The following is a 13,593-nucleotide window of genomic DNA, read 5'->3' as shown; positions in this document are numbered from 1 at the left end:
TTCTAGCCTCCTGAATTTAATTTCTCTTTAGTTGTACGTTAGCTTCGTAATTCTTAAGTTCTTTGAACCAGTCCATACCTACTGGCACGTTGTTACGTAAGCAGAACTCATCCCAAACGGCACCAAATGGGAATGATTTTAGTTCCTCTGTTTCAGCTAATCTAAGGGTGAAGTCATAGTTTCTTTCAGCTTCTTTCAATTCATCTATAGGTGCAAGCATACCAAGAAGTAAGCCTTTTTGAGCTGAGCGAGTACCAATTACCCAAGCAGCCACACGATTAATAGATCCATCAAAGAAGTCCAGACCAATCGTTGTCTTGTTAAGCAAGTTATCTCTAATTAAGGCTCTCATAACTCTAATAAGCATGTCATTCATAGCTGGCACATGATCGCTATCCCAATGAACTGGTCTAGTTACGTGTAAGAACATCCCTCTACCAAATGCCAAAAAAGATGATAAGTAGTCAGAAGGATCAACTGCTTCGTGGAAGTGACCAATATCCATACACCATAACTTGTTACGGGTTAAAGCATAGTTATTATAAAAGAGGTGAGAACCAACGGTATAGCTTTCAACACCAGTACCAAATAACTTACCTTCGTAACTTTCGATAGTGTTCTTTTCATCAAATTTTTCTTTATTGATTTCATCTAAAGATTCGATCAATCTTTCACGTGGATCCAGACGACTAATTGGTTCATCTTTCATACCATCCATAATCCAGAAGTTATCAATTGATTGCACACCTTGAGTTTCACCAAAGTAATTAGAAATTTTGCGTCCATTTCTACCGACTTGGATCCAGTAATCGCGAACGCTCTTTTCAGGACTAGATAAAGTCATATTTTCTTTTACTTTAGGACTAGAAAAGAAAGTTGGGTTAAAATCAAGTAACACACCATTCTCTTTGGCCCAGTCTACCCAATATTTAAAGTCTTCAGGACCTACTTCAGAAAGGTCTTTCTTTTTGCCGTTAGTTACGGCATATATTTGATGCAATTGTAATCTTTGCTTACCTGGAATTAGTTTAAACGCTTCATCCAAATCGCTGGTTAGTTCCTCAGGATTTCTTGCACCTCCTGGAAAGTCACCAGATACGCCAATACCTCCGGTTAATTTGGCATCTGGAGTTAAGAATCCATGAATATCATCCCCTTGCCAGCAAGGCAAAGATACACGGATAGTTTGTAATTTATCTAATACTGCTTCAGTATCAACGCCAACTTCTGCATAACGTTCTTTAGCTACTTGATATGCTGCTTCTACTGCTTTTGCATTAACCATTGTTTTTTCTCCTATAAAATCATTATTTACATCTTGTAGTAATTTAACTAATTGCTCTTTTGATGTATCTTTTGCATAAATTCTTTGTATTCTTCAAAAATTCGATGATACTTTTCTTCTTGTGGAAGATACTTTTTAATATCAAAGGAATCACTAATAATCCGTCTTGCTAAGTAGACATTTAGAATATCTCCCTTAGTAATCATTTGAACTGTTAAATTCCCAATTGCGGTTGCTTCATCAGGTCCTGCATATACATCAATACCTGAAATAGTTGCAGTTAACTGATTTAGTAGTGCTACATTAGAGCCACCACCCACTATATTTAAGGTATCAATTTTATAGCCTAAAATGTCATTCAACTTTTGAATCTGTTGAGCATAAAATAAGGCTAAATTAGAATAGATCGCCATACAAATTTCGCCCGGCGATTCAGGGATTTGCTGCCCTGTCTCGCGACAATAATTCTTAATCTCGCTAATCATACTCTTAGGGTTTTCAAATCGCTTGTCATTAACATCAATAAATTGTTGAAATGGCTTTACTGTACTTGCTTTTTCGGCTAATTCACTGAATGAATACTTATTATTAAATTCACGCCTTACACATTGAATCATCCATAGTCCCATGATGTTCTTTAAGAAGCGATAAGTCCCATAAGCACCCCATTCATTGGTATAGTTCTCCGCAAAGGCCTTAGATCCATTCTCTGGAACATTAAGTTCTGTTCCAATTAATGACCAAGTTCCTGAACTTAAATATGCCCAATGATGTCCCATACCAGGAGATCCCACAACTGCAGATGCCGTATCATGACTGGCAACTGTAATGAGGTCAGTATCTGGCAAATCATATTTGGAAAATTTACTTTTATCTAGCTTACCTAATGGAGTGCCTGCATCAACTAATTTAGGAAATTGCTCAGGTTTCACATTTACTTCTTTAAGTAAATTTTTGTCAAACAAACCTTCTCTTAAACTTAACATTTGCGTAGTTGACGCATTTGTTACCTCTGAAACTGCCTTACCTGTCAAAACATAACCAATATAATCAGGTATCATCATGATCTTATCAGTCTTAGCAAGTAAATCTTTATCTTCTTTAAACAACTGATACAGGGTATTGAAATCTAAAAATTGAATGCCAGTCTTTTGATAGATCTTCTCTTTAGATACTCTTGCAGTTAAGTCCTTAATTGCTGTATTAGTTCTTGCATCACGATAGCTAATAGGATCTTCAAGCTTTTTACCGTCTTTGCCTACTAGTACATAATCAACAGCCCAGGTATCAATACCTAGTGAAATGTCTGGATATCCTGCTTGTTTTATTTTCTCTAGACCTAGCAAAATTTCTTTAATGATATGGTCTATATCCCATCGATCATGCCCTTGCTTAAATGAAAAGCCATTTGTAAATCGGTGCATTTCTTTCAAGCTCATTTTGCCATCTTTTAATTGTGATAACATTAAACGCCCGCTAGAAGCCCCAATATCAACAGCTACGTATGTGTTTGTCAATTATATTCACCACGCTTTCAAACCTTACACATTATTTATACATTTATTTGATAACGCTTACAATGACATTTAAGGATGAGTAATGTATCATATTGATAGATAATTGAATTCTGCCAAATATGATCTTTAGGTAAAAGATAGCTATCATGAAAAAAGAATTATTACAACAATTAAAAGAAATAAATGAAATAGAGCAAAAGCAAATCACACAGCACTCTTTTATTAATGACTACCAAGAAAAGTCATTAATTCAGACTGAAATGTCAGTCCCCATCTTTACAAGTGATTTCTTTAAGGGGAATAGCATTTACGTTGGTAAGCACAACCGCTTTTTTGCTTATCCTAAACATACCCATACTTTTTTAGAAATGAATTATATGTTATCAGGATCGGCTCAAGAGATAGTCAATGGTCAGCCAATCCAATTAAAGACTGGCGATATCTTACTCTTAGGCGTTGGCACGACCCATTCAATCTCTGCTCTAGGAAAAGATGATATTTTAATAAATATTATTTTTAGAAATGATATATTCTTCTCTTTAGAAAATTTAAAAGCTATGGGACAAAATCAAAACGTTTTATCCGGCTTTATCATGACAAATAATTCTGAAAACTTTATGATTTATCGCAAAAAGCATACTGAAAACGCAATAAGAAAAGTAGCTGATCTTCTTATTGAAGAATATTACTCACATAGTGATTTTTCAGATAAATTAATTGATAGTTATTTAAACTCGCTTTTAATTTTGTTTTCTAGAAATACAGATTTTCACTCCACCCGCAATTTGAAAGAGAATACTCCTGATGTAGTGCTTGCATTATTAAAGCAGATTACGACTAATAGTGCCCAGGTCTCCTTATCCGAATTTGCACAAAAAAATAATTACAGCCGTGCTTACCTAGGAAGTTTATTCAAAAAGGTAGTTGGAAAGTCTTTTTCAGATGTTCTTACTGAGGAACGACTTTTAGAAGCATATAATTTGTTAAATTCTACTAACTACTCTATTTCAGAAATAATTGAAAAAATTGGCATTTCTAATAAAACCTTCTTCTATAAGAAATTCAAAGAAAAATTCCATTGTATGCCAAGTGAGATACGTTAAATAATGCCAAAAGAAAACGAATTAACTTAAATATAGTTAATTCGTTTTCTAAAACTATTAAATTTTATGTCTAACAGTACAATTACTTATCTAAAGGAAATACTTTGCCTGGATTAATAATACTATTTGGATCAAAGATTGCTTTCACCTTTCTTAATAAGTTAGTGTAATCTTCACCATAGAAGTCTTCAAACCAGTCTTTTCTTGCGTAACCAATACCGTGTTCACCAGACATATTACCATCAACTGATTTAGCAGTCTTATATAATTCTGTAATTACAAAGTTAGATTTTTTGTCAAATTCTTCATCACTCATATCATCAGAGCAAAGGTAGATATGTAAGTTACCGTCACCAGCATGACCGAAGTTTGGAATTCGCATGCCTGCTTCTTCTTCAAGTTCACTAATGCGGTGAAGGACATCTGGAATGTGATTAATTGGCACACAAATATCTACTTCATCCATCTTAGGGGTAGACTTTTGAATAGCAAGCAATAATGCCTCACGACATTCCCAAATCTTCTTAGCCTCTGGTGAGTCAGCATCTAAGACAAGTGCCTTCATTGCCTTAAGATCAGCAGCTGCCTTTAAGGTTTGGTCTAGTTGTGCATGTACTTCTTCATCAGTAAATGCGTCTAAACCAACAATAATAAACCCATTTCCTTCTTCAATTGGGAACTTATCGTTGTAGTACTTTTCCCATAATTGAATTACTGGACGTCCCATAAATTCTACAGTAGTTGGAACAACACCTGAAGCTAGGATCTTTGGTACAGACTTAATAGCATCATCCAATGTTGGGAATGGAATAATTGCATTAATTGATTTCTTAGGTTTTGGATACAATCTAACTGTAACTTCACTAACTACACCTAAAGTACCTTCAGAGCCAATAATTAAGTCCTTTAGTGAGTAACCTGAAGCTGATTTAACTGCTTTAGAACCAAATTTATATAATTTTCCGTCGGTCAAGACTACCTTAATTTCTCTAATGTGTTCTCTAGTTACACCATACTTGATAGCCTTTAAACCACCAGCGTTAGTATCAACGTTTCCTCCGATTGTAGCCCAGTGCATGGCTGGAGCTGGCATATAAGTAAATGGCTTATCTGCAAGATATTCTTCAATATCCTTTAAACGAATACCAGCTTGAACCGTCATAGTCAAACTATCTGGATCATAATCTAAGACCTTATTCATCTTAACCATATCAAGTGAAATGCCACCTTCAACCGTTAAGTTAGCCCCCATCAATCCTGTAGAATTACCACGGGGAACTAGTGGAATATGGTGGTCACTAGCATATTTAACAACCTTTTGAATTTCTTCATTGCTAGTAGGCTGAATTACTAAATCCGGCATAGCACGAACTACTTTAAATTGGTCATGATCCCAGTGTTCGGTTGGCTCAGTAATAAATCTTTCTGAATCAGGAATATATGAACTTAATTCTTTAATGTCATCTTGATTAATCTTATGATATGTCATCGTACTACCTCACTTTTTTCAACTATTAACTAACCATCTTTAGTTTAAAATAATTGTGAAAGCGCTGTCAAGATTATAGCATCGAAAGTAAGATTCCCATTCATACTGATAAAAATTAATAATTTTTTGAAAAAAATACTAGCCAAAATAGTGTAAGCGCTTTATAATATAGTTGTAAGCTTACAAAAGGTAAAAAACAAAGTTATCTTCTTGGAGGTATTTCTAATTTTGATGAAGAGAAATATTCCAGATTCTTTCAGTATGGTGACTTTTGCAAATGACGGTATGTCTTAAGCGAACATCCAGCTAAACCATGAACAGTTAGTTATCTATATTATTTGAGCTCGGATACTTAAGATGTAATTCATTATTTTTCGAAAGTACCCACACAATAGTATATTTACAATTTAAACTCACCTGATAAATCTAATATTAGGACTTAATTATATTAGTTGACTTGTTCTAGCAATGATGGGATGCTTGTCTATTCATTTTCGAAGGATTGAAATTTTAGATTATACTTTAAGCTGGTTAAAATACCAATTTTACATTCTAAATCATCAATTACGTCAGATCTAAATTTCACCTTTACAAGTTCAATATCAAATTTCAAGTTGAACATATGTTGCTTTTGAATGTTGCAGCTAATTGATTATAAGCTCTAGATTTAAGTATAAGGTTATATATGAAGGATATTATATTTATATGATTTTCGCGAAAAGCAATTGAAGTCGAACTCTATTTAAGAAGTTCGGCTTTTTTGATGTTTATTTTTTATCTAAAACAAAAAGCCTTGCTCAATGGCTAAACCATTGAAAGCAAAGCTCTTAGTATTAATTAAATTATTTATTTCTAATAAATTCCGTCATCTTGATACCAGCTTGACGACCGAAGATAACAGTTTCAGCAATTGAGTTACCACCAATTCTATTATTTCCGTGTAGTCCACCTGATACTTCACCTGCAGCATACAAGCCGGCAATTACATTACCGTTAGTATCAAGAACTTCAGTATTAGAATTAATGTGAATACCGCCCATTGTGTAGTGAATAGCTGGATGGATATGAATAGCAAAGAATGGTCCTTTTTCAATACCACGTTCCATACCAGTAGTTCTAGCAAATTCACTATCATCTTGATTAGCAACAGCCTTATTCCAAACAGTAACAGTTTCCTTAAGACCTGCTGGATCAACATTAATAGTCTTAGCCAATTCTTCTAAAGAGTCACCATGTTCAACCAATCCTACTGATTCATAGAAGTCAACAGCCTTAACATGATCGCGAATATTTTGATCTAAGATTAAGTATGCGCCATCTTCATTCAAGTTAGTGATAGCATCAGAAACAATCTTTCTAGTATTTAATTCATTTACGAATCTCTTACCTGCTCTATTAACTAAGATTGCACCTTCACCACGAACTGCTTCACCGATTAAGTAGACACGAGGATTATCAGTTTGAGCAGTTGGGTGTACTTGAATCAAGTTCATCTGTACAAGTTGTCCATTGACACTTTCAGCTAGCTTCAATCCATCTCCAGTAGCACCAGCTTGGTTAGTAGTCTTATAATCCTTAAGATCAGGTCGATACTTGCCAATAATATCTTGGGCAGCTCCATAACCACCGGTAGCTAATAAGACTGCATTGGCTGCGATTTTTTTATCACCTAGTTTGGTTTCGGCTTCAACACCTACAACTTGCTTGTGATCTTCAAGTAACTTAACAACTTTTACATTATTAAAGACAGGGATCTCTTCTTCTTGAGCAACTTTAAGCAAGCTGGTTTCAAGGAAGGCGCCAATTGGGGCTAAGCTTGCAGGTCGGTGACATCTCTTGCGGCTCATCCCACCAGTAATTGTTAAATCACTGACAACAATATCATGATCTTTAAGCCAGCTAATGGCACTAGCTGAATGATCTACAAAGAACCTAAGCATGGCAGGGTCATTCATTAGTCCCCCACCCTTCATTGTTTCTTTGTAAAAGTCATCATTGTGATCAATAATGCCGTGAGCATATTGGACATTAGATTCTGATGCATTCATTCCTGATGAAGCCTTATTAGTGTTACCACCTAAGCCTTCGTTTTTTTCAAGAACAGCCACATTTAATCCTAGCTCATGAGCTTGAATTGCTGCACTCATTCCAGTACCACCTGAACCGATAATGATTGCATCATACTTGTCAGCTAATTCTGAAGCATCTTTAGTTTTAAAAACGAATTTTGCCATTTATTAAAAGTTCCCCTTATTCTTCAGGTTTGTTGTTATCAATATTAGTCATTTGCAATAAGTCCATCCACTCATCATATTGAGCTTCAGTAACCTTACCGCTCTTAAGAGCAGCTTCTTTCAAGGTTGATCCAGCCTTGTCAGCTGCTTGAGCAATCTTAGCTGCATCGTGGTAACCAATATGTGGAGAAAGAGCAGTAACAGTCATTAAGCTGTCTTCGAGTAAGTCATCCATTCTCTTTTCATTGACAGTTAAACCATGAATCATTCTATCAGCAAATCCAGTAATAGTACCAGTTAGGATTTCACAAGTATCAAGGAAGGTAGCAATAAGAATAGTCTTGTAAACGTTAAATTCAAATTGACCTTGTGATGCCGCAAAAGTGATAGTAGTGTCGTTACCAAATACACGAGCTGCTGCCATAGTTAAAGCTTCAGCTTGAGTTGGGTTAACCTTACCGGGCATAATTGATGAACCAGGCTCGTTTGCAGGGATATTTAATTCACCATAACCTGCACGAGGACCTGAAGCTAAATAGCGGATATCTTGAGCGATTTTGAATAAGTCAGCTGCTAAAGTCTTAAGTGCGCCGTGAACAACATCAAGACCTGAGTGATGTGCCATACCCCAGAATTTATTGTTATCAACTCTGAATTCGTGACCGTATACTTTACTTAGCTTTTCGCCGATCTTTTCCTTCATACCAGGAGCAGCATTCAACCCAGTACCAGTAGCAGTACCACCAATAGCTAAGTCATAGAGAGTTGGCTTCAATTCACGAATGTATTCAAGATCATGTTTAAGAGATGAAATGTAGCCTGATACTTCTTCACCGAAGGTTACTGGTACAGCATCTTGTAAGTGAGTACGGCCAACTTTAACAGTCTTCCAATACTTATCTTGCTTAACCTTCAATTCATCAATTAAATGTTGTACTGCTGGTTCAAGCTTATCAAGTGCTTCAACAGCAGTAATATTCATAGCTGTTGGAAAAGTATCATTAGAAGATTGACCACGGTTTACATCATCGTTAGGTAAGATGTTCAAGCCAGGGTGGAGCTTATTAGCCAAGTTAGCAACAACTTCGTTAACATTCATATTACTTTGAGTGCCTGATCCGGTCTGCAAAACATGAAGTGGGAAGTCTTTTCTTAGTTCTTCATCATTTAACTTAAGCAATTGATCAATTGCGTCTTCAATTGCTTCACCCTTGTCCTTAGGTTCATCACCAACTTCAACATTAGATTCTGCAGCAGCTCTCTTAAGATGCAAGAAGGCACGAACAATTGCAAGTGGCATTAACTGACCAGTTGGGAAGTTATTGCGACTTCTTTCTGTTTGTGGACCCCATAGTGCTTCCTTAGGAATCTTAACTGGTCCTAATGTGTCTTCTTCAATACGATATTCTTCTGCCATAATAATGACCTCTTTCTATATATAAAACGCTTACAGTGATATTGTATCATCTTTAGTGTAATTAATTAATAGCTCATTTTAAATATTATAAAAAATATCTAGTTATTTTAAATATTTTAAATAATTTAGGACTATAAAATAGCTTCTTATTATTTTTCTGCAATAGCAGCTATTTTTGCTTAGCTTATACGATCATAATTATACTATTTCATCACATGTAGCAGAAAGCTAGGTTTTTACTAAATCTAAAAAAAGACCTAATTCTATAAGAAATTAAGTCTTCACACATTATTAAGTTATTTCGATAATCAGATTGTCTTTATTACTAAAGGGTCTTTCTATCCTTTAAAAAAATCGCCTATTTCTTTAATTGCTAAATCTGCCTCTGGCATGTCAAATAATATAAAGACATGGAATAATCCTTGCCATACTTTCCATTTCACATCTACTCCCGCATTTTGACAAAGTTGATTTAAGATTGCAGAACTATCATACAGATACTATTAGCGTTAGATTGATGCATTTTATTCTTCCTCCTGCAGAGAATACTCTTTAAATAAGTTATTTATCTTCTCTATGTCCTGATTATTAAGTGGTTTGAAACCAATTCCTCTCATTTCACGACCTAATTGGTACAATGAATTCTTAGAAAAGTTCTTCATATTTTCACCAATTTCAAGAAACTCCCAAAATGGTACTAGATTCTTTAATTGATTAGTTAATTCTAATTTTTCACTGAATTCTTCTATTGGGGTATGTACATCAAAGCATTCAACAATTGGGTCAGCCGGTATGAACTCCAATTTATAGTTACCGCTAACTAGTACATTTTCCCTAATTTCAGTATCGTTTATTAACACTTTACCTTGAGGTAGATCAAGTTTTAATGTATTTCCAAATGGAATTTCTAAATCAAATTTAACTTTCTTAGTATTAAGAATTTGCCACTTTACTTTGACTAATCCTGTTGGTAGTTGAATTTGACCACGTACCTGCTTCAACTTAGATGTTAACAATGGCTTGAAGATTACATTGTTACCACATTGCCTTAGCCCTACTAAATATTGATGAGCCCAAGTCATTACAGCACCACTGGAATAATGGTTAAGAGAATTCATACCATTGTTAGCAATAATGCCATTTTCATCAACTGAGTTCCAACGTTCCCAAATAGTAGTTGCCCCATGGTCAACTTCAAACAGCCAACTTGGATAAGTATGTGTTAAGAACAATCTCAGCGCTAAAGAAGATTGACCGCTTTCAGATAAGGCTGGCAATAATAATGGTGTCCCCACAAAACCAGTATCTAAATGGTTTTGATTACTTTCAATCTTTTCTACTAACTTATTAATTAGTTTATCTTTAGCATTTTCGGGATATAGTTTAAATTCCAAGCAAATCGAAAGCCCCGTTTGAGTATCTGCAATACCTAAGCCATCCGTAGTAAAGAAATGCTTGATAAAGGCTTGTTTGATCAACTTAGCTAGCTGGCCATAATATTGACTCTCGTGTTTCATATTTAAAACTTTAGCAGCATTAGATACAATCTGGGCTGAATAATAGTAATATGCGCTAGCAATTAAATCATCTGGTGTTTTACCCTTTAATTTCATAATATCTTCGGTATCTAGGGCTAGCCAATCTCCTAGCTGATCATCATTTAACCAAAGATATTCATTCCCATTGGCTACTGCGCGTTCGTGAACCCAATCAACCCATGACATCATTGCACCTATATTTTGTTCAAGAATTGCCGGATCTTGACTTCTTTGATAGGAAACCCATGGAATAATCGTTGCAGCATCGCTCCAAACAGCTTTACCGCCATCTTCAGTATCAACTGCTGGAACATATAGAGGAACTTTGCCTTCATTCTTGCTTTGTTCAACTGCAATATCATAAGCAAATTTCTTAAAAAAAGCATATGTTTCCATGTTGTAGCTGGCTGTTTGAGCAAATATTGCTGCATCCCCGCTCCAACCTAATCTTTCATCACGTTGCGGGCAATCAGTTGGAATATCAATAAAGTTAGACTTTTGGCTCCATTTGACATTCTTAAATAGACGATTTATTGCTTTATCATCAGTTTCAATATAACCTGTATCTCTCATATCTGAATAAAGAGCTACTGCCTTAAAATCTTCGGTCTTTATTTCACTAGGAAAGTCATTCAACTTTACATATCTAAATCCAAAGTAAGTAAAGTGCGGTCTTATCCATTTTTCTTTACCATCACTCACATAAGTTAGCTGAGCTCTGGCTGAACGTAAGTTTTCACGATAAAACTCACCGTTTTGCATAATTTCGCCAAATTCAATATTTATCTTGTCCCCACTTGGAAGCACATTTCTAAATTCTAACCAACCCGACAAATTTTGACCAAAATCTAAAACTGTAGAACCGTGTGGTGTATGTATAATCTCTTTAACTTTAAATTCTTCATGCTTGGTGATTGGTAAGCTTTGTCGATCAACCACATGGTCTGTTGGAACCTTGAATACTTGAGGCGAACCTAGGGAATAAAGCTGATAATTGTCATCTAAGTCTTCACCGTAATAAATACCTGAATGAGTAACTGGAGAAGTTGTCATTTTCCAACTTTCATCGGTAGAAATAATTTGGTCATCAATTACTAAATCAGCAATTGCCATTAAATTATTACCATAGTTATTAGGCTGACCACCATGCGTCTTCAGCCCTAATTTTCCACGGTACCAACCATCGCCGAGCATAATTGAAAGGGTATGTTCATTACATTCTTTTAGATAATTAGTAATATCGTAAGTTTCTCTTTGAATACGATAGTTATAATTAGTAAAACCTGGAGCTAAAAATTCGTCGCCAATTTTTTGACCATCAATATAAGCTTCAAACAATCCAAGCCCAGTTACGTATAAGCGGGCATTCTTTACACTTTTACTTTGAAAGTTTTTACTTAAAATAATTGAATGGACATTTTCTTCTTGATTTCCTATCCATTTTCCATGAAGGGGTTCATTTAGATATCCTGTTTCAAACCAAGTAGTCTTGGTAGTGATATCTTTTTCATTTCTTATTGATAAAGAAACTGTATATCGAGTTCTAGGTTTAAGCTGTAATGGAAAGTCAAAAATTAGATTTTTGGCATTTTCCCACTTAGTTTCATAGACTATTTTCTGATTAGCTATTATTTCTAGTTTTCTTTCAATTACAATGTTATTAACAATATCACTTATAAAACCCACAATATGTAAATGATTATTTAAATCAAATCCTAATGGATTTTCCATGTGATTTATTTCAATTTGTTCGATTTGCATGGAAATTTCTCTCCAATCTTTTAATGTTATCGCTTACAGTGTATAGTATAAATTAATCAAGATTTGCTTTTTTATGATTTATGTTTATTTTTTCATTTTATGTAAAAAGAAAGCGCTTTATTATGAAGATTGAAGATATCTTAACAACTTACCATCAGGGAACTAGTCTTAATCTATATCTACTGAATTCTAAAGACTTATTAATAAAAAACTTTTCTAATCCACTAGCACCCCACCTAAACAAAAAAATGATCCCTCAAATTAAATCGAAGAATCATTTAGAATTATCTATTAAGTTATTAGACGACCAGAGTAGTATCGGTTATTTTTCTTATCAAAACTTTGAAATCATTGCTTTAAACACTAACTTTACTATTAATGGCAATGGAAATTATGACCGCCTGGCGCCGTTACTTGGATTTCAGCAGTTTCTATGCTTATTAAAAAGCTTATATTTTATGATTTATCAAAAGTGGCCAATTATTCATAGCAAGTCTAAAACTATTAAAATCGGAGAAAATATTTCTACTATTAGTGAACACACACCTACCTATAAAGGATATCTTGCCGAAAAGGAGATGCTCAACTCAGTCACAGCAGGTAATTTAGAATTGTTTAACAAGCGATTTAGGAACTTTACCCAAGTAGGAAACTTCGGCAGCTTTACTAGCCAAAAACTACGTAACGAAAAAGATATGGCAATCGCAGCTACAACTCTATATACACGCGCTGCTATCAAAGGCGGACTAGCGATTGCTCAAGCCTATAATCTAAGTGATAAAATCATTCAACAAATTGAAAAAGACACCGTTATCTCAAACTATTATGAATATACACGAGCAATTGGAGAGATCTTTATTATTCGTGTCCAACGCGTGAAACGTAAGAATTTAACATCAATAGTTTATCATGCTCAAGAATATATTCACGAGAATTTTATGCAAATTGAAAAAATTGACGAAGTAGCTCAAGAAGTTAATTGTAGTCTCTCTTACCTGCAACATCTTTTTTCAAAAGAAACTGGTCAAACGATAATTCATGCCATTAACCAAGAAAAGATCAACTTATCTAAACATGAATTAATCTTCACTTCTAAATCTCTAGCACAAATCGCAGCTGATTGCGGCTTTCATAGTCAGGCGATTTTTTCTACTACATTTAAGCGATTTGAAGATATTACTCCGCTTAAATTCAGGAAAAGCTATGAGTAGGTCTGGCTGATATTCTTGCATTATCTTCTAGTCCATGG

8 protein-coding genes are annotated in these 13,593 nt (G+C 34.7%); 2 read left to right on the top strand and 6 right to left on the bottom strand.

Going from position 1 to position 13,593, the window contains the following annotated elements; all coding sequences use genetic code 11:
* Positions 1 to 16 precede the first annotated feature (16 nt).
* Together J2Z60_RS01520 and rhaB are read right to left on the bottom strand one after the other, a co-directional pair.
* Positions 17 to 1,285 (bottom strand): L-rhamnose isomerase, encoded by a 1,269-nt coding sequence (locus tag J2Z60_RS01520; protein ID WP_209685691.1) that lies wholly within the window; start codon positions 1,283 to 1,285, stop codon positions 17 to 19.
* Positions 1,286 to 1,332: 47 nt separating this feature from the next.
* Entirely contained in the window at positions 1,333 to 2,802 is a 1,470-nt protein-coding gene (gene rhaB, locus J2Z60_RS01515) for a rhamnulokinase (RefSeq protein ID WP_209685689.1), read from the bottom strand.
* Between the two features lie 146 nt (positions 2,803 to 2,948).
* Here rhaB and J2Z60_RS01510 point away from each other — a divergent pair, with 146 nt between their 5' ends.
* Positions 2,949 to 3,905, top strand: a complete 957-nt coding sequence (locus tag J2Z60_RS01510) for an AraC family transcriptional regulator (protein ID WP_209685687.1) — start codon at positions 2,949 to 2,951, stop codon at positions 3,903 to 3,905.
* 82 nt (positions 3,906 to 3,987) lie between these two features.
* Here J2Z60_RS01510 and J2Z60_RS01505 read toward each other — a convergent pair whose 3' ends face one another.
* The 4 genes from J2Z60_RS01505 to J2Z60_RS01485 form a co-directional block, all read right to left on the bottom strand.
* Positions 3,988 to 5,394 (bottom strand): FAD-binding oxidoreductase, encoded by a 1,407-nt coding sequence (locus J2Z60_RS01505; RefSeq protein WP_209685685.1) that lies wholly within the window; start codon positions 5,392 to 5,394, stop codon positions 3,988 to 3,990.
* A gap of 842 nt (positions 5,395 to 6,236) precedes the next feature.
* On the bottom strand, positions 6,237 to 7,628 hold the full coding sequence (locus tag J2Z60_RS01500) for a flavocytochrome c (protein ID WP_209685683.1): 1,392 nt from the start codon (positions 7,626 to 7,628) through the stop codon (positions 6,237 to 6,239).
* A gap of 16 nt (positions 7,629 to 7,644) precedes the next feature.
* Complete coding sequence (locus J2Z60_RS01495) at positions 7,645 to 9,045, bottom strand: class II fumarate hydratase (protein ID WP_209685682.1); 1,401 nt, start codon at positions 9,043 to 9,045, stop codon at positions 7,645 to 7,647.
* Between the two features lie 524 nt (positions 9,046 to 9,569).
* Positions 9,570 to 12,344 carry an alpha-L-rhamnosidase gene (locus J2Z60_RS01485; RefSeq protein WP_209685679.1) on the bottom strand — a complete coding sequence of 925 codons (2,775 nt, stop codon included), beginning with the start codon at positions 12,342 to 12,344 and terminating at the stop codon, positions 9,570 to 9,572.
* 122 nt (positions 12,345 to 12,466) lie between these two features.
* Here J2Z60_RS01485 and J2Z60_RS01480 point away from each other — a divergent pair, with 122 nt between their 5' ends.
* Positions 12,467 to 13,555 (top strand): helix-turn-helix domain-containing protein, encoded by a 1,089-nt coding sequence (locus J2Z60_RS01480; protein WP_209685677.1) that lies wholly within the window; start codon positions 12,467 to 12,469, stop codon positions 13,553 to 13,555.
* Positions 13,556 to 13,593 lie beyond the last annotated feature (38 nt).

Source organism: Lactobacillus colini (assembly GCF_017874575.1).
In the GTDB taxonomy this organism is placed as follows: Bacteria; Bacillota; Bacilli; order Lactobacillales; family Lactobacillaceae; genus Lactobacillus; species Lactobacillus colini.
This window is presented reverse-complemented; position numbering and strand designations above follow the sequence as displayed.